Below are 17,554 nucleotides of genomic sequence, written 5' to 3'. Positions count from 1 at the left end.
CCATGAAAAAACCTGCCAGGCATTGCTGCCTGGCAGGTTTTATTGATTTGGAGCGGGTGAAGGGAATCGAACCCTCGTATGAAGCTTGGGAAGCTGCCGTTCTACCATTGAACTACACCCGCGACGCTCCGGATTATAGGCAGCATCCGCCAGCCGTCTGGCAATCGCTTTGTGCAAGCGTGCAAAACGCATATCCATAGCCGAACATGTTGGTTGGTTGTGATCGCGTCGGGCTCTAAATTCCTTCTACCTGCTGCACTGCGCAGGCACTTCAAAGAAAAGGAAAGGATGCCAATGACAACCCAACGCACTCTCTCATCGCTATGGTCTGGACGCCGCTGGATGCGTGCCTCCTTGGCATCCTGCATGGCGTTGTTCGGTGGAACTTTGCTCGCTGCCACCCCCATCCCCGCGGGCCCTCTGGTCACCACCGAATGGCTGGCGCAGAACCTGGACAACCAGCAGGTGCGCATTGTGGAGGTGAGCGTGAACCCCGGCCTGTACGAGCGCGGCCATGTGCCGGGTGCGGTCAACTTCTCGTGGCACCAGGACCTGAACGACCGGGTGCGCCGTGACATCGTGAGCAAGGAGGCGTTTGAGGCCCTGTTGTCCAAGGCGGGTGTGTCGCAAGACACCACGGTGGTGCTGTACGGCGACACCAACAACTGGTTTGCAGCCTGGGGCGCGTGGGTGTTTGACATCTATGGTGTCAAGAACGTGAAGCTGCTCGACGGCGGCCGCAAGAAGTGGGAGGCGGAGAACCAGCCGCTGAACAACCGCGTGCCCGAGTTTGCAACCACCAGCTACCGGGTGGCCAAGGTGAACACCGACCTGCGTGCCCGCCTGTCCGATGCATTGGCTGCGGCAGAGGGCAAGAGCAATGCAAAGCTGGTGGACATCCGGTCGGCCGACGAATACGCGGGCAAGATTTTTGCCCCGGCCGGTGTGCCCGAGCTGAGCATCCGTGCTGGCCACATCCCCGGCGCGGCCAACGTGCCCTGGGGCCAGGCGGTCAAGGAGGATGGCACCTTCAAGTCCGCCGAGGACCTCAAAAAGCTCTACGCCAGCGCGGGCGTGGATGGCAGCAAGCCCATCATCACCTACTGCCGCATTGGCGAACGCTCCAGCCACACCTGGTTTGCGCTGTCCAAGATCCTGGGCTACAGCGTCAAGAACTATGACGGTTCGTGGACGGAATACGGCAATGCGGTGGGCGTGCCCATCACCAACCCGGCGGGCACCATCTGGGCCGCGAAGTGAATGGGCTGACCGACAGAACCTTTTGGGAAGAAGGTGCAATGCAAAACAAAGAGATCTTTTGAGTTTTGGTAGGGGGTCTCCTTTACAGCCCGCCTGGTGCGGGCTTTTTTTATGGGTGCGGTGCAATGACATACAAGATCAATTTCTCTGGCGCAGGAGCCCTGGCGTCGCTTGCAGCGCTGGTGGCATTGGGTTGGGCGGCCCAGGCGGTTCAGGGCTTGCCAGGCGGGCGCACGCTCGTTTTTGCTTTGGTCACGGGCGCGGTGCTGGGGCTCGTGCTGCAGCGCTCGCGCTTTTGCTTTTACTGCCACGCGCGCGACTGGTTTGAAGACCGCAATCCGCGCGGGCTGCTGGCCATCGTGCTGGCGCTGGCGGTGGGGGTGGTGGGCTACACCGTGGTGCTGGGCAGCTGGCTGCCGGTGCCCCAGCCGGGTAAGCTGCCGCCCGACATGCACATCGGCCCCGTGAGCTGGGTGCTGGTAGCGGCTGGGCTGTCGTTTGGCACCGGCATGGTGGTGTCGGGCTCGTGCATCAGCGCGCACTGGTACCGGCTGGCCGAGGGGGCCACGGTATCGCCGTTCGCGCTGGCCGGGTCGGCACTGGGCTTCATCCTGGGTTTCAAGACCTGGAACCCCTTGTACAGCCAGAGTGTGGCCGATGCGCCCGTGGTGTGGCTGCCTGCCCACCTGGGGTATGGCGGCGCCTTGCTGGTGCAACTGGTCGGGTTGGCCCTGGTGGCTGCCTGGCTTTGGCGGGGCTTTGCGCAGGAGGCCGCCGCATCATCAGCGCCGGGCGCAGTCCCTGCCGTACCAGGACTTCGTGCCGTGTGGCGCAACCTGTGGACCGGGCGCTGGCACTACTGGGTAGGCGGGTTGGTCGTGGGGCTGATTGGCGCATTTGCCATCGTGCGCATGCGACCCCTGGGCGTGACGGCCACGCTGGGCAGCGCCGCACGCCAGTGGGCACAGGGGCAGGGCTGGATTCCAGACCGGCTCGATGGACTCGATGGATTTGCGGGTTGCGCTACCGTGCCGCAGGCCACCTGGTTTACCCCCAATGCCGTGCTGTTGGTGGGCCTGGTGGCGGGAGCGTTCGTGGCAGCTACAGCCAGCCGCCAGTTTGTGCCGCGCTGGCCCACGTGGCGCGATGCTGTACGGGGCCTGTCGGGTGGCGTGTTCCTGGGCTGGGGGGCGATGACCGGGCTGGGCTGCACCATTGGCACGTTGCTGTCCGGCGGCATGGCGGGCGCGCTGTCGGGTTGGGTGTTTGGTGCCGCGGTGTTCTTCGCAGTGTGGGCCGGCCTGCGCGTGAAGGCGATGTTGCGTCGCTGACGAGGCCCTAAATTTTGAAGCTTTTTTGGCTGCTAGCGCTTATAAATTAGGCGCTAGCAGCTATTAAAAGCATATCAACGGGAAGCCGTTCTGGCGCTGGTCACTTCTGGATGTCGCCCAGGCACAGGTACTTGATCTCCACATAGTCGTCCATGCCGTAGTGCGAGCCTTCGCGGCCCAGGCCCGACTGCTTGACGCCGCCAAAGGGTACGTGCTCTGTGGCCAGAATGCCCACGTTGGCACCAACCATGCCGTATTCCAGCGCCTCGGTCACGCGGAAGATGCGACCCACGTCGCGGCTGTAGAAGTAGCTGGCCAGGCCGAATTCGGTGTTGTTGGCTGCGTCGATGGCTTCCTGCTCGGTCTTGAACTTGAACACGGGCGCAAACGGGCCAAAGGTTTCTTCGCGGGCACACAGCATGTCGGCCGACGCATTGGCCACCACCGTGGGCTCGAAGAACTGCCCGGAGCCCAGACTCTTGAGCCGCTGGCCGCCAGCCACCACCTGGCCGCCCTTGGCCAGCGCGTCGTCCACGTGGCGCTGCACCTTGGCCAGCGCGGCTTCCTCGATCAGCGGGCCCTGGTTCACACCGGCTTCAAAGCCATTGCCCACCTTGGCCGTCTTGACCTTGGCGGCGAACTTGGCCACGAACTCGTCGTACACACCTTCCTGCACGTAAAAGCGGTTGGTGCATACGCAGGTCTGGCCCGCGTTGCGGTACTTGCTGGCAAAGGCGCCTTCCACGGCGCTGTCGATGTCGGCATCGTCAAACACCAGGAAGGGCGCATTGCCGCCCAGCTCCAGCGACATCTTCTTGACCGTGGGGGCCGATTGCGCCATCAGGATGCGGCCCACTTCGGTGCTGCCTGTGAAGCTGATGTGGCGCACCACGTCGCTCGCACACAGCACCTTGCCGATGGCAATGGAGTTGTCGCTGTCGGCGGACAGGATGTTGAAAACACCGGCCGGAATGCCCGCGCGGATGGCCAGCTCGGCGGCGGCCAGGGCGGTGAGTGGTGTCAGCTCGGCCGGCTTGATGACCACGGGGCAGCCCGCAGCAAGCGCAGGTGCGACCTTGCGGGTGATCATGGCCAGCGGGAAGTTCCATGGCGTGATTGCCGCGCACACGCCGATGGGTTGCTTGAGCACCAGCAGGCGGCGGTTGTTGTCAAATTGGGGCAGGGTCTCGCCGTTGATGCGTTTGGCCTCCTCGGCAAACCATTCCACAAAGCTCGCGCCGTAGGCGACCTCGCCCTTGGCTTCTGGCAGGGGCTTGCCCTGTTCGGCGGTCATGATGCGGCCCAGGTCGTCCTGATTGGCCATGAGCAGGTCAAACCACTTGCGCAGGATGATGCTGCGCTCCTTGGCGGTCTTGGTCTTCCAAGGGCCCCAGGCGGCGTTGGCGGCGGCAATGGCGGCCTCGGCATCCTGCGGGCCCAGATTGGCCACGTCGGCCAGCTTCAGTCCCGTGGCTGGGTCGTTCACGTCAAAGCGGCTGCTGCCCGCCACCCACTGGCCGTTGATGAGGCCGTCAGTCTTGAGCAGCGTGGGGTCGTTCAGCAGTGTGAGGGGAGATGTCTTCATGTCCATGGGAATACTTCCGGGAGAGGTGACGAAACAGAGGGCGAGCAGAAAAGAGAAGGGGCGCAGAGCGGGTAGCCAACGACCCGCGTACATCTAGCCAAAGGCTAGCATGGGCGGGGCTGCGCCATGCGTCGCCAAAGTGGCACGGGCAACAGGGGCATGGGTGTGGATGCGTGCATGGTTGAACACGGCTTGCGCCGTCATGCGCGCCGGCCCCGCAGCCACTCCAGCGCCAGCAAGAGGCTGGTGGTGAAGAGGATGAGCAGTGTGGCCACGGCGGCAATGGTGGGCGAAATGTTCTCGCGGATGCCATTGAACATCTGGCGCGGCAGCGTGGACTGGTCGGCCCCGGCCAGGAAGAGGGTGACCACCACTTCGTCAAAGGAGGTGGCAAACGCAAACAGCGCGCCGGAGATCACGCCCGGCGCAATCACCGGCAGCGTGACGCGGAAGAAAGTGTTGAGCGGTGTCTCACCCAGGCTCAGCGAGGCGCGCACCAGGTTGTGGTTGAAGCCCGCCAGCGTGGCCAGCACGGTGGTCAGCACAAAGGGTGCGCCCAGGGCTGCGTGCACGATGATGAGGCCGAAGTAGCTGTCGGCCAGGCCCAGCGGCGCGAAGTACAGGTAGGTGGCCACGCCCACCACGATGATGGGCACCACCATGGGGGCAATCAGGATGGCCATGAGCAGTCCCTTGAACCGGAAGTCCGCCCGCGACAGGCCCACGGCGGCCAGGGTGCCCAGCACAGTGGCAATCAGCGTGGCTGCGGGCGCCACGATGAAGCTGTTGCGCGTGGCACGGGCCCATTCGGCCGACTCGAACAGGTTGCGGTACCACTTGAGCGACCAGCCGTGGATGGGGTAGGCGAGGAACGAGCTTTCGGAGAACGACAGCGGCACCATCACCAGGATGGGGGCCAGCAGGAACACCAGCACGGACACGCACAGCGCGCGCACGGCCCACCAGCCGAGCTTGTCGGCCAACGTGGCGTACAGGGGGAATTGGGGCAGGCGAAACATGGTCAGCGACTTTCAGCTTTGGAGGGAGTGATCAGCCCAGACTCAATTCGGCTTTGCCAATGCGGCGGTACACGCCGTACAGCAGCAGCGTGGCAGCCAGCAGCAGGGCACCCAGCGCGCAGGCCATGCCCCAGTTCACTTCCACATTGGTGTAGCGGGCGATGTAGTAGCTCAGCATCTGGTCATCGGCTCCGCCCAGCAGTGCGGGCGTGACGTAGTAGCCAATGGCCAGGATGAACACCAGCAGGGCACCCGCGCCAATGCCGGGGTAGGTTTGCGGCACATACACCCGAAAGAACGCGGCAATCGGCGAGCTGCCCAGCGACACCGCCGCGCGCAGGTAGGTGGGCGGCACGCTTTTCATCACGCTGTACAGCGGCAGGATCATGAACGGCAGCAGGATGTGCACCATGGCAATCACCACGCCCGTGCGGTTGAACAGCAGCGCCAGCGGCTGTTCGATCAGGCCCAGGCCCATCAGGCCCCGGTTGACCAGGCCTTCGGATTGCAGCAGCACGATCCAAGCGGCCACACGCACCAGGATCGAGGTCCAGAAAGGCACCAGCACCAGGATCATCAGCACGTTGGCCGAACGCGCAGGCAATGAGGCGAGCCACCAGGCCAGCGGGTAGCCCACCAGCAGGCACACCAGTGTGACCACCAGGCTGATGTGGAACGTGCGCAGCAGGATGCCGCCGAAGGCGCGCTGCTCCTCGGGCATGCGCTCGACCTGGCCGAGTGCATCGCGCTGCAGGTCCACCGATGCAAGCAGGTAGTCGGGCGTCCAGCGGGCGCCGTTCTTGGCGATGGCGCGCCAGAACGGTGCCTCGCCCCAGCGGGGGTCGGCGCCCAGCAGGCGCTCCCTGATGGCGTCGGCAGAACCTTCAAAAGGCAGGTCGCGGTAGGCCCCCATCACCATGGAGCGTGCGCCCGGCACCTCGGAGTTGAGCCGGCGCGCCAGGGCGCCAGCGTCCGAACGGTCGGGCAGGCGGGCGAGATCGCCCACCAGCGCGGCGTAGGCCGCCGCAGGTGGTGCGTCGCGCCGGTCCCAGCCGTCCAGGGCACGCATGGTGCCGGGCAGCGCGTTGGCCACTTCGGGGTTCTCCACCGCGCGCTGCAGCAGCGCGGCAATGGGCACCAGCAGCGTGAGCAGCAGAAACACCAGCAAGGGCAGCGTGAGGCTGAACGCCCGCCATTTGCGCCGCACTTCGGCGCGGGCCAGGGCTTTGCGCAGCGCGCCGGGGGCGTGGCTGTCCTGTGTGCGGTGCGGGGCCATATCAGGGGCGTTCATGGCGATCACGCCGGAGTGGGCTTGCATGGTGGTGGGCTCTGTCTGCTGCTGGTGTGGGCTCATGGCTCAGGCGGTCGGGCGCAGGCTTACTGCGTGGCCCAGGCGGCAAAGCGCTTTTCCAGCGCCTCGCCCTGGTCGGCCCAGAAGCCCACGCTGAACTGCAGGGCCTCCTTGGCGTTGGTGGCCGAGGTGGGCAGGTCGTCCAGCACCTTCTTGTCCAGCGACGCCAGGGCCTTGGTGTTGGCCGGGCCATAGGCAATGTTCTGTGCATAGGCGGCTTGCTGTGGGGTCTGCATCGTGAAGGCGATGAACTTCACAGCAGCATCCTTATTGGGTGTGCCCTTGGGGATGGCCCAGTAGTCCAGGTCGTAGATGCCGCCGGGCCAGTAGATCTTGAGGTTGCGGCCTTCGCGGTTGGCGGCGTCGATGCGGCCGTTGAACACCGTGGTCAGAGTCACATCGCCTGCGACCAGGAACTGGGGCGCCTGGGCACCGGCCTCCCACCACTGGATGTTGGGCTTGAGTTCGGTCAGCTTCTTGAATGCGCGGTCGGCGCCGTCCTTGGTGGCCAGCACCTTGTACACGTCGGCGGGCTTCACGCCATCGGCCAGCAGCGCAAATTCGAGGTTGTAGCGCGCGCCTTTGCGCATGCCGCGCTTGCCAGGGATCTTCTTGGTGTCCCAGAAGTCAGCCCAGCTGGTGGGTGGGGTCTTGAGCTTGTCGCCGTTGTAGGCCATGACGGTGGACCACACGAAGATGCCCACAGCGCATTCGTTCACCGCAGCGGGCAGCAGGTCGGCCTTGGGCACGATCTTGCTGTAGTCCAGCTTTTCGTACAGGCCTTCATCGCAGCCGCGCGCGGCGTCGGGCGATTCCACCTCGACCACGTCCCAGGTCACCTTCTTGGCCTCGACCATGGCCTTGACCTTTGCCTGCTCGCCGTTGTACTCCACGGCCACGATCTTGTTGCCGGCCTTTTCGTAGGGCTCGTAGAAGGCCTTCTTTTGTGCATTGGCGTTGGCACCGCCGAAGTTGACGACGGTGAGTTGCTGCTGCGCCAGGCTGGGCAGGGCCAGGCAGGCAGACAGGGCAGCGCAGGCGATCAGGCTCTTGTTTTTCATGGTGCGGTTTCCTAGGGGTTGAGGGAAGGGGACGGGGAACAAAAAATGCGGTTCAGTGAACGGTGGGCGGGGCGTAGATGCGCACGGACTCCGTGGGGAACTCCAGCAGCACCGCATCGCCAGGTTCGGGGTGCGGGTTGGCGTCGGCGCGGGTCAGCGGCAGCTTGACGGTGGCTTGCGCCTGGCCGGCGCCGATGTCGCACATCAGGCGCAGGTGGTCGCCGTAATAGATGGCACGGGCCACCGTGGCGCGCAGGGCGGGGGCCTGGGGCGCGGCGCTGGCGGCATGCAGCGCAATTCGCTCGGGGCGGATGCAGGCCTCGGCCAGGGCGCCGGGTGCCAGGTGGTTCACATTGAGGCCGGGCAGGCGCTGGCCATCAGGCAACTGCAGTGCCCACGCCGTACCACTGCCTTGCAGCGTACCGGTGATGACCGTGCTGTCGCCCACAAAACCTGCCACAAAGCGGTTGGACGGGGTCTCGTACAGTGACTCCACATCGGCCAACTGCTGAATGACACCTTCGTTGAACACCGCCACGCGGTCGCTCATGGTCAGGGCTTCGCCCTGGTCATGGGTCACGTACACGAAGGTCACGCCCAGCTGGCGGTGCAGCTCTTTCAGCTCGATCTGCATGTGCTCGCGCAGCTGCTTGTCCAGTGCGCCCAGGGGCTCGTCCATCAGCACCAGCTGGGGGTTGAACACCAGGGCGCGGGCTAGCGCCACGCGCTGCTGCTGGCCGCCCGACAGGCGTGCGGGCAGGCGGTCGGCCATGCCCGACAGGCGGACCATGTCCAGCGCCTTCTTCACGCGTTCGGCCTGCTCGGCCTTGGGCACCTTGCGCACGGTGAGCGGGTAGGCCACGTTCTGCCCCACGGTGAGGTGTGGGAACAGCGCGTAGTTCTGGAACACCATGCCAAAGTTGCGCTTGTGCGGCGGCGTGCGCGTGATCTGCTTGCCATCGAGCAGGATGTCGCCCGCGGTGGGCGACTCGAAGCCGGCCAGCATCATCAGCGTGGTGGTCTTGCCAGAGCCCGAAGGCCCCAGCAGGCTCAGGAACTCGCCGCGCTGGATGTCCAGGTCCAGCGCACGCACCACAAGCTGTTCGCCGTCGTAGGTTTTTTGCACGCCGCTGAAGCGGACCAGGGGTTCTGCGTGGTTCATGGTGTTGGGGCAATCAAGGGAGAAGGGATTCAGCCCACAGCTGCGAAGCTGTCGGCCAGGATGGCCAGGCCATCGTGCAGCAGTTCGTCCGATGCCGTCAGGGGCACCAGGATGCGGATCACGTTGCCGTAGGTGCCGCAGGACAGCAGGATGAGCCCGCGCCGCGCGGCTTCGGCCACGACCTTTTTGGTCAGTGCGGCGTCGGGGCGGTGTACATCGCCGTTTTCAAACAGCTCGATCGCCACCATGGCACCCAGGCCGCGCACGTCGCCGATGGCGGGTACTTTGGCGGCCATTGCTTTCAGTGCACTGACCAGCAGCGCGCCCATGTCCTGGCTGCGGGCCAGCAGGTTTTCCTGCTCGAACGCATCGATCACCGCCAGGGCTGCCGCGCAGGCCACCGGGCTGCCCGCATAGGTGCCGCCCAGGCCGCCAGCTGCAGGCGCGTCGATGACATCAGCGCGGCCCACCACGCCCGACAGGGGGAAGCCGCCCGCCAGCGACTTGGCGGTAGTGATGAGGTCGGGGGCCACCGGCCATTGTTCGCAGGCGAACCACGTGCCCGTGCGGCCCGCGCCGGTCTGCACTTCGTCGGCAATCAGCAGGATGCCGTACCGGTCTGCGAGGGCCTTGAGGCCGGTGATGAACTCGGGCGGGGCCACATAGAAGCCGCCTTCGCCCTGCACGGGCTCGACGATGAAGGCGGCCACGCGCTCGGGCTCGATGTCGTTCTTGAAGATCAGCTCCACCGAATGCAGGGCCTGCTCCACGCTCACGCCATGCAGTGCGTTGGGGAACAGCGCGTGGTAGGTCTCACCCGGGAACGGACCAAAACCCACCTTGTATGGAACGACCTTGCCGGTGAGGCCCAGCGTGAGGTTGGTGCGGCCGTGGTAGCCGCCCGTGAAGGCGATCACGCCAGGGCGCTTGGTGTAGGCGCGGGCGATCTTGATGGCGTTTTCCACGGCCTCGGCGCCAGTGGTGAGCAGCAGGCTCTTTTTGGCAAACGCGCCGGGGGCCAGCGTGTTCAGGCGCTCACACACTTCCACGTAGGGTTCGTACGCCACCACCTGAAAGCAGGTGTGGGTGTACAGGTCCAGCTGGGCCTTGACGGCGGCGATCACGCCAGCGTGCAGGTGGCCGGTGTTGAGCACCGCGATGCCACCGGCAAAGTCGATGAAGCGGCGGCCCTCCACATCCCACAGCTCGGCGTTGCGGGCCTTGTGGATGAAGAGTTCATGGGCCTGGCCCACGCCCCGGGCCACGGCGGCGTGGCGGCGGGTGAGGAGGGCGGCGTTGGTGAAATGGCGGTCTTGCTGCATGGTGTGGGCGGTGGCTGTGAAGGACAAAAAAGGGAATGAAAACCAGGAATGGGGCGAATTCTGGAATCCACGCCACGGCCCGTCCATGTACAGCGCAGCGCTGTTTGGCGCGCACTGTGCAGGTCTAGAATCCTGTACAGGCAATCCCTGATTTGGTGTGCGCCAACCCAGTGCACAATTCGCCCCCTTTTTTGCTCCCCTGATGCTCACTCTCAGCCCCGACCTCCAGACACCTCTGGTCAGCCAGATCGTCGATGGTCTGCGGGGGCTCATCGCCGGGCAGGTGCTCAAACCCGGCAGCAAACTCCCGTCCATCCGCGCTTTTGCTGCTGCGCACGGGGTGAGCGTGTTCACCGTGGTCGAGGCCTACGACCGCCTGGTGGCGCAGGGCTGGCTGGTGTCGCGGGCCAACGCAGGCTTTTTTGTGAAGCGGCGGGGCGACGAGGGCGCTGCGCCCGGCACTGGTGCGCCCGAGCGGGCCGTGCCCCGTTTTGATGCGCGCTGGTATCTCAAACAAATTTTTGAAAACCGCAACCTGCCCATGAAACCGGGCTGCGGCTGGCTGCCGCACGACTGGCTGTTTGGCGATGCGGTCAAACGCAGCATGCGCCAGCTGTCGTCCGATGGGCCCGAGCTGGACGGCTATGGCCTGCCGCACGGCCACATGGCGCTGCGCATGGTGGTGGCCGAGTCGCTGGCCGAGCACCATCTGGCGGTGGACGCCGACCAGGTGCTGCTCACGCAGGGTTCCAGCCAGGCGCTGGACCTGGTGGCGCGTCGTCTCGTCAAGCCTGGCGATGTGGTGCTGGTGGACGACCCCGGCTACCCCAACCTGCTGTTCATGTTGCGCTTTGCGGGAGCGCAAGTGGTGGGTGTGCCGCGCACCGCCACCGGCTACGACCTGCCCGCCCTGGAGGCCCTGCTGGCCGAGCGCCAGCCCACGGTGTTCTTCACGCAGCCGCGCCTGCAAAGCCCCACCTGCTCGGTGGCATCGGTGGCGCACCTGCACCGGCTGCTGCAATTGGCCGAGCAGCACAACTTCATGCTGGTGGAGAACGACATCTACGCCGACATGGACCCCGGTGTGCGCCCCTCGCTGGCCAGCCTGGACCAGCTCAACCGCGTGATCTACCTGGGCAGCTTCTCCAAGACGATTTCGCCCAACCTGCGCACCGGCTTTCTGGCGGCGCGGCGTGACCTGCTCGACGAGCTGGTGCAGCTCAAGATGATCTCGGGCCTGACCTCGTCAGAGATCACCGAGCGCATCACGTTTGGTGTGGTGACGGATGGGCGCTGGCGCAAGCACCTCAAGTCGCTGCGCGAGCGCCTGGCCGAGGCGCACCGCACGGTGGGGCGGCGCTTGCTGAACCTGGGGTTCGAGCTGTTCCACGAGCCCGAGGCGGGCATGTACCTGTGGGCCCGGCACCCAGACCTGCCCGACAGTGCCGAGCTGTCGAAAGAGGCCACCGGTGCGGGCATCATGCTCGGGCCGGGTCAGCTGTTTCTGGTGGAGCCCCGGCCTACGGGCTGGCTGCGGTTTAACGTGGCGTTCAGCCAGGACGAGCGGATGTGGCGCTTTCTGGAGCAGCGCATCGAGATGGGCCAGCAGGTGGCGGAACAGGGCAGTTCCCTGGCCTGAGCACGCGGTTTGAAGCGTTTTGGGGCGGATGCGCTAGTGCAATATGCCTGGATTGCTATCAAATAGATAGTGATTGACGCAACTGCCCGTGGCCCGGGGGGCTGGTCCATAGGGACCCTCTGCACGAATCACCGCGTCGTGTGCATCAGCGGGCTCGGGCGGTCTGCTGCGTTGCAAATACTCGCAATAGCTACGGCTATTGCTGCGTTTTGCGCCTTGCAACCCCTCCCGCTCCGCTGCGCTCACTTGGCCAGCGAGATTCGTGCAGAGGGTCCCTAGCGGTCGATGATGCGCCGCGCAAAGCGCTCCAGGTACTCCATCAGCTGCTCCGCGCCCGCCACGGCCTGGGCCTCGTCGCCACTGGCAATGCCCTGGGCCAGTTGCATGTGCGCGCGGGCGCCCTCTGACACCTCACCTTCGTGCTGGTAGGCATACCAGAAACGGCGGCACTGCACGATGAGCGGTTGCACGCATTTGACGGCCGAGTGGTTCTGGCTGGCCTGGTGGGTGACGAGGTCCAGCTCATGGTCGGCCAGCATGTAGTCGTCGAGGTGGCCGCGCGCTGCGGCCTGCACCATGTTCTCCGCACAGCGCACGATGGCCTGGCGCTGCGGCGCGGTGGCGCGGCGTGCGGCGTTGGAGGCCAGCAGGCGCTCCAGTACGCGGCGGGTCTGGATCACGTCCAGGTGGTCGGCCAGGTCGATGTGCGACACCAGCAGCCCGCGCCGGGGCTGCTGCACGATGAGCCCGATGGACACCATGCGCAGCAGCGCCTCGCGCACCGGTGTGCGGCCCAGGCCCGTGCTTTCGGCGATCTCGGCCTCCACCACGGGGCTGCCGGGCTGCAGCTGCAGCGTGGAGATCATGGTCTCGATGGCGTCGTAGGCCACGTCCGCCGCGCGCCGCTTGGGCGCGGGGTCTTGCTGGGGGGAGGGGCGGCGGAGTGTCATCGGGCGTGAAGGACGTTGCGAGAGGCCGCATCTTATGGGATGCGGCCCCGGTGACCCTTGCGGACTGTCAGAGGCTTGCGCCCGCCTTGCGCAGCTCGGCAATCTGCGGCGCCTTGGGCAGCCACAGCTTGTCGAACTCCTGGATGATGCCGTCGGGGTTGAACGACGATGCCGTCTTGAAGGCGATGGATGTGCCCTTGAACTTCTCGATCAGCCCGGCCTCGGTGGTCACGATGTCATTGATCTGCGCATCCAGCGACTGGGCCACCAGTTTGCGGATGATGTCCTTGTCCTTGGCATCCAGCCCTTGCCAGATACGGCCGGACACCAGCGGCGCGAACGGCATGAACAAGGCGTTCATCTGCAGCAGGGTCTTGGCCACCTTGTCGAAGCGCTGGTTCCAGGAGAACTCGATGTCCGCCTCCAGCCCGTCGACCTGGCCGTTGCTCATCGCGTCGAACACCTGGGGCGTGGGGATGGGCGTGGGCGCGGCGCCGAGCATTTGGTAGAAGTCGCGGTACACCGGCGTGGGGTTGATGCGCAGCTTCATGCCCTTGATGTCGGTGGGGACGGCGATGTCCTTGGTGGAGAACACGGCGCGCATGCCGGTGATGCCCCAGCCCAGGCCGATGGTGCCCGTCTCGCGCGGCAGCGCCTCCAGCAGCTTGGTAGCAGCGGGGTGCTTGACCAGTTTGGCCACGGCGGGGGTGGATCGCACGAGGTACGGTGCATTGATGGCTGCAATGCTGGACACGCGCGAGCCCAGCTCGGCCGCCTGGATCCAGCCCATGTCGAGCGCGCCGGACTGCAGCTGCTGCATCATCGCGGCCTCGTTGCCAAGCTGGCCCGAGTGGAAGACCGTGACGCTCAGTCGGCCGTCGGTTTCCTTCTTCAGCGCCTCGCCAAACTGCAGTGCGGCGCGGTTCCACGAGTGGCCAGCGGGTGTGATGAGGCCCAGGCGGAACTCCTTTGCATCGGCTGCACGCACCAGCGACGGGAACCCCAGAGGAACCGCCACTGCGGCGGCGGCAGCTGCGTTGCGCTGGATGAAATGGCGGCGGGAGACAGTGTGGGCGGGCTGGGTCGTCATGGTGAACTCCGTGTGAAAGAACTTTGGGAGGGGGACGGGATTTGTCTGGCAGCGGCCTACTTGAGCAGGCCGAGCGACAGGCTGGGGAACAGCGACAACATCACCAGCGCCACGCAGCTGATGATGAAAAACGGCAACGTGACGATGAACATCTTTCCGGGCTTGGCCCCGGTGACGGCTGACGCGACAAAAAAGCTCAGGCCCACGGGTGGGGTCATCAGCCCCAGCACCAGGTTGACGACGATCACCACACCAAAATGGCGCGGGTCGATGTGATAGACCTCGGTGGCAATTGGCAGCAGGATGGGGGCGGTCATGATGAGACCGGGGATGCCGTCGATCACCGTGCCGATGACCAGCAGGATCACGTTGGTGAGCAGCAAAAAGGTGACCGGATCGTGTGCCACGGTCTGCACCCAGGCGGCCACCATCTGCGGCACCTTGCCGTAGATCAGCAACCACGAGAACACGGCCGCCGCCGCCACCAGAAACAGCACGATGGCGGAGTAAATGGCCGAGCGCAGCAGGATGGCGGGCATCGCGCTGAACCGGAACTCCTTGGTCACATAGCGACCCACCAGCGCCGATACCAGCGCACCCACGGCGGCAGATTCGGTCGGGTTGGCCAGGCCACTGAGGATGGAGCCCACGATGATGATAGGGATCAGCAGCGTGGGGCTGGCCTGCACCACGGTGCGCGCGCGCTGGGCCAGCGTGCGCTTTTCGCTGCGCGGGTAGTTGTAGACAAAGCCCATGAGCGCGATCACGACAAAGAACAGCACGGTGAGCAGCACGCCGGGCAGGATGCCTGCAATCAGCATGTCGCCCACGGCCACCTGGGCCAGCACGCTGTAGACCACAAACATCACCGAGGGCGGGATGATGGGCCCCAGCATGCCGCCGTACACCGTGAGGCCGGCCGCAAAGGTCTTGTCGTAGCCCTGCTTTTCCATTTCGGGCACCATGACCTGCGACATGATGGCCACCTGCGCGGTGGCCGAGCCAATGATGGATGACACCAGCATGTTGGCCAGGATGTTCACGTAGGCCAGCCCTCCTTTGACCGACCCGATGAAGGCCATGGACAGGTCCACCAGCCGCCGCGTGATGCCGCCGCTGTTCATGATCTCGCCGATCAGGATGAACAGCGGGATGGCGATGAGGCCATAGCTGTCCACCCCGCCGAACATCTGCATGGGGAACGACTGGAACAGCACCGGGCTGCCGATGCTGAGGATGTACACCGCGCCTGACAGGCACAGGCATACGCCGATGGGCACACCCACCATCAAGGCGGCGAGGAAGAACAGGGTGGTGATCATGGTCGGGCTCTGATGGGTTTTGCGGGCGCAGGGGCGCTCAGTTCACGGCGTCGGCGTTGACTACGTCGAAGCCCGTGTGCTGCACACGCTCTGCGGCGCCCATGTCTTCGAACAGGTTGGCCAGTGCATGCACGCTGAAGGTGGCCGAGAAGATCGGCAGGATGAGTTGCAGCACCCAGGTGGGCCAGTTCAGCGTCTGGGTGCGCTCGGTGTAGATGAAGTTGAAGCTCTCGGCCGCAAACTCCCTGGCGTCAAAGCCGTAGCGCGCAATACCGATGGGGTCCATCCACACCCAGCACATCACCAGCATGGCCAGGCCAAACAGCAGCACGCCGGACGTGGCCACCACCTTGAATGCCTTGGCGCCCCGCGCGCCGAGGTGGTCGGTCAGCATGGTCACGGCAAAGTCCATACGCAGCCGCGTCATGACCGAGGCGCCCACAAAGGTCAGCCAGACCACCGTGTAGACCGCCGCCTCGTCCACCCAGTAGATGGGCATGCCGGTGTAGCGCGTGACCACGTTGAGCAGGATCAGCAGCACCAGCAACGTCATGAGGGCGGTGAGCAGATGCCGCTCCATGCGCAGAACCTGCGTGGACAACGCCAGCACCCAGCGGACGGGAGCGCGCGGCGCCGGAGATTGCGGGGCGGGTGGACTGTGGGGTGTGGGCATGATGGGATTCCTGGGGAGGAGGGCGGCGATGAAAGATAAGCCTTGTGCTTTTTAATATCTAACAAATATATTTAAAAGCAAGATGGATGCCTGCTGGGTGCGGGTAAGCCCTGAAAGGAAGGACGGGGGAAAACGGCTGCGCGCGCGTCAGCCCGAGGGAGTTGCGGGCTCGCGCTGAGCGCTGGTGGTGGGCGCGGGCGTGCAGGCGGCCAGCGTGCCAATGCGTGTGGGCGCCAGCAGATGCCGTGGGGGCGCAGGCGTCCAGCCAAACAGGTGCTGTGCGGCAGCGCCGCAAATGCGGCCCTGGCACGCGCCCATGCCGCAGCGGGTGTGGAGCTTGGCATCGATCCAGCCGTTGCGATCGGCCAGTGCAGCGTAGGGCACGTCTTCGCAGCGGCACACCAGGGTGCCAGGCTGCGCCAGGGTTTTGAGTGCTTCGTTCAGTGGAAAAGAAGCCTGCAACGCCTGCGCAAAGCCCTCCCAGCGTGCCAGTTGCGGGCGCAGCGCCTGGGCCTGTTGCGCCTGTCCCGCCGCCACATGCCCTGCCGTGGCGCCCTGAACCAGTGCACGTTCGCTGCCGCCAAAGCCGGTGGCTTCACCCGCGGCGAATACACCGGGCACGCTGGTGCGCATCTGTGCATCGACAGCCAAGCCCTGGCCACCGCTCAGCGGCCCGCCCAGTGCGCAGCCCAGCATCTGCCCCAGGTAGGTGTTGGGCACCAGCCCGAACCCGCAGGCCACGCGGTCGCAGGCCATGGTTTCTTCGGCGTGTTGGCCTTTGCGCAGCCTCACTGTTTGCACCTGCGTGGTGCCTTGGACTTCCAGCACATGGCAGCTGGCGCGCAACTGCGGGTGAAGCAGCGTGAGGGCTTGCAACGCCTTGGCAGGCCAGCGCGGCAGATGCGCTGCAAATCCAGCGAGCGCGCTCCACGGCGCCTGCTCCGCCACGCGCACCACGGTGGCACCCGCTTTGTTGGCGGTGGCGGCAGCGGCCAGCAGCAGAGGGCCTGTGCCTGCAATGACGATGCGCTGGCCGCGCACGTCGAGCCCTGCCTTGATGAGGGCCTGCAAGGCGCCTGCACCCGTCACACCGGGCAACGTCCAGCCCGGGAAGGGCAGCAACAGCTCGCGGGCTCCGGTGCACAGCACGATGCGGTGGCTGTGCTGGGTCCAGCCCCGGTCAGCGTCTTCCAGCAGCAGGGCCGGGGCCTTGTCGCCAGGTTGCGGGTCACCCAGACCCACCACGCGGGTGCCCGGCAGCAGGCAGATGTTGGTGTGCCGGGCCAGCGCCGCGCGGTGCTGTTGCGCCAGGGCGGGCAAGACCACCTGGGGGCCATCGCGCCAGATTTGCCCGCCGGGCTGCGGGTTGTCATCCACGATGGTGATCGCGGCCCCGCTGGGTGCGGCAGCGAGGGCCGCCGCCAAACCTGCAGGGCCTGCGCCGATGATGAGGATGTCGCAGCGCTCGTGCGCCGAGTGTTGCTCGGTCATGGGAGGGGTCACGGGCTGGTTCATGGCGTGGCGCTCCCGGGTGCTGTGCCGACATCGGTGTGAATCGACATGCCCTCGGTGCAGACCGTCTGGCACGCCAGGCGGGTGCGGCCGTGGATGCGGACCCTGCATTCGTGGCACACCCCCATGCCACACAGCGGTGCCCGCGCCGCGCCGGTGACAGAGGTGCGTGTGGTGCCTGGAGTTTGCTGCGCCAGCGCGGCGGCGACGCTGGTCCCTGCGGGCACCTGCAGTGGTGTGCCATTCACCACGATGTGCACCAGGGCGGGTGTTCTGG

General features: G+C 65.6%; 15 protein-coding genes and 1 tRNA gene. 3 read left to right on the top strand and 13 right to left on the bottom strand.

The features are described 5' to 3' along the window. Positions 1-48: 48 nt before the first annotated feature. Positions 49-122 (bottom strand) — tRNA-Gly (locus AC07X4_RS00870). A gap of 220 nt (positions 123-342) precedes the next feature. On the opposite strand from AC07X4_RS00870, the gene AC07X4_RS00865 reads away from it, so the two are divergent. Together AC07X4_RS00865 and AC07X4_RS00860 are read left to right on the top strand one after the other, a co-directional pair. Next, a complete protein-coding gene (locus AC07X4_RS00865) occupies positions 343-1,260 on the top strand; it encodes a sulfurtransferase (protein ID WP_108499254.1) in 918 nt (305 codons plus the stop codon). Between the two features lie 125 nt (positions 1,261-1,385). Then, the gene (locus AC07X4_RS00860) at positions 1,386-2,591 is read left to right on the top strand and encodes a YeeE/YedE family protein (protein WP_494738942.1); all 1,206 of its coding nucleotides are present in this window, start codon (positions 1,386-1,388) and stop codon (positions 2,589-2,591) included. A gap of 100 nt (positions 2,592-2,691) precedes the next feature. On the opposite strand, the gene AC07X4_RS00855 is transcribed toward AC07X4_RS00860, so the two are convergent. The 6 genes from AC07X4_RS00855 to gabT form a co-directional block, all read right to left on the bottom strand. Then, the gene (locus AC07X4_RS00855; RefSeq protein WP_494738941.1) at positions 2,692-4,182 is read right to left on the bottom strand and encodes an NAD-dependent succinate-semialdehyde dehydrogenase; all 1,491 of its coding nucleotides are present in this window, start codon (positions 4,180-4,182) and stop codon (positions 2,692-2,694) included. A 194-nt stretch (positions 4,183-4,376) separates the two neighbouring features. Beyond that, the gene (locus tag AC07X4_RS00850; protein ID WP_108499256.1) at positions 4,377-5,195 is read right to left on the bottom strand and encodes an ABC transporter permease; all 819 of its coding nucleotides are present in this window, start codon (positions 5,193-5,195) and stop codon (positions 4,377-4,379) included. A gap of 31 nt (positions 5,196-5,226) precedes the next feature. Continuing rightward, entirely contained in the window at positions 5,227-6,471 is a 1,245-nt protein-coding gene (locus AC07X4_RS00845) for an ABC transporter permease (RefSeq protein ID WP_494739022.1), read from the bottom strand. A gap of 101 nt (positions 6,472-6,572) precedes the next feature. Next, entirely contained in the window at positions 6,573-7,607 is a 1,035-nt protein-coding gene (locus tag AC07X4_RS00840; protein ID WP_056063211.1) for an ABC transporter substrate-binding protein, read from the bottom strand. A 52-nt stretch (positions 7,608-7,659) separates the two neighbouring features. Next, positions 7,660-8,769 (bottom strand): ABC transporter ATP-binding protein, encoded by a 1,110-nt coding sequence (locus tag AC07X4_RS00835; RefSeq protein ID WP_260667137.1) that lies wholly within the window; start codon positions 8,767-8,769, stop codon positions 7,660-7,662. Positions 8,770-8,798: 29 nt separating this feature from the next. Further along, positions 8,799-10,091 carry a 4-aminobutyrate--2-oxoglutarate transaminase gene (gabT, locus tag AC07X4_RS00830; RefSeq protein ID WP_494738940.1) on the bottom strand — a complete coding sequence of 431 codons (1,293 nt, stop codon included), beginning with the start codon at positions 10,089-10,091 and terminating at the stop codon, positions 8,799-8,801. Positions 10,092-10,293: 202 nt separating this feature from the next. On the opposite strand from gabT, the gene AC07X4_RS00825 reads away from it, so the two are divergent. Continuing rightward, complete coding sequence (locus tag AC07X4_RS00825) at positions 10,294-11,730, top strand: aminotransferase-like domain-containing protein (protein ID WP_056065047.1); 1,437 nt, start codon at positions 10,294-10,296, stop codon at positions 11,728-11,730. Positions 11,731-12,005: 275 nt separating this feature from the next. Here the strand turns inward: AC07X4_RS00825 and AC07X4_RS00820 are convergent, their stop codons facing one another. From AC07X4_RS00820 to AC07X4_RS00795, 6 genes are all read right to left on the bottom strand, one after another. Continuing rightward, a complete protein-coding gene (locus AC07X4_RS00820) occupies positions 12,006-12,680 on the bottom strand; it encodes a GntR family transcriptional regulator (RefSeq protein WP_056744569.1) in 675 nt (224 codons plus the stop codon). Between the two features lie 67 nt (positions 12,681-12,747). Further along, positions 12,748-13,770 carry a TRAP transporter substrate-binding protein gene (locus AC07X4_RS00815; protein ID WP_494738939.1) on the bottom strand — a complete coding sequence of 341 codons (1,023 nt, stop codon included), beginning with the start codon at positions 13,768-13,770 and terminating at the stop codon, positions 12,748-12,750. A gap of 56 nt (positions 13,771-13,826) precedes the next feature. Then, on the bottom strand, positions 13,827-15,092 hold the full coding sequence (locus AC07X4_RS00810) for a TRAP transporter large permease (RefSeq protein ID WP_121942798.1): 1,266 nt from the start codon (positions 15,090-15,092) through the stop codon (positions 13,827-13,829). Between the two features lie 37 nt (positions 15,093-15,129). Next, positions 15,130-15,765 (bottom strand): TRAP transporter small permease, encoded by a 636-nt coding sequence (locus tag AC07X4_RS00805; protein ID WP_494738938.1) that lies wholly within the window; start codon positions 15,763-15,765, stop codon positions 15,130-15,132. Positions 15,766-15,912: 147 nt separating this feature from the next. Then, complete coding sequence (locus AC07X4_RS00800) at positions 15,913-17,280, bottom strand: FAD-dependent oxidoreductase (RefSeq protein WP_494738937.1); 1,368 nt, start codon at positions 17,278-17,280, stop codon at positions 15,913-15,915. After that, on the bottom strand, positions 17,277-17,537 hold the full coding sequence (locus tag AC07X4_RS00795; RefSeq protein ID WP_207780658.1) for a 2Fe-2S iron-sulfur cluster-binding protein: 261 nt from the start codon (positions 17,535-17,537) through the stop codon (positions 17,277-17,279). Before AC07X4_RS00795 ends, AC07X4_RS00800 begins: the two co-directional genes overlap by 4 nt. Positions 17,538-17,554: the final 17 nt, after the last annotated feature.

The organism is Acidovorax sp. GW460-11-11-14-LB4 (genome assembly GCF_059423685.1).
Note: the sequence above shows the minus strand (reverse complement) of the source record. Positions and strands in the feature narration are given on the sequence as shown.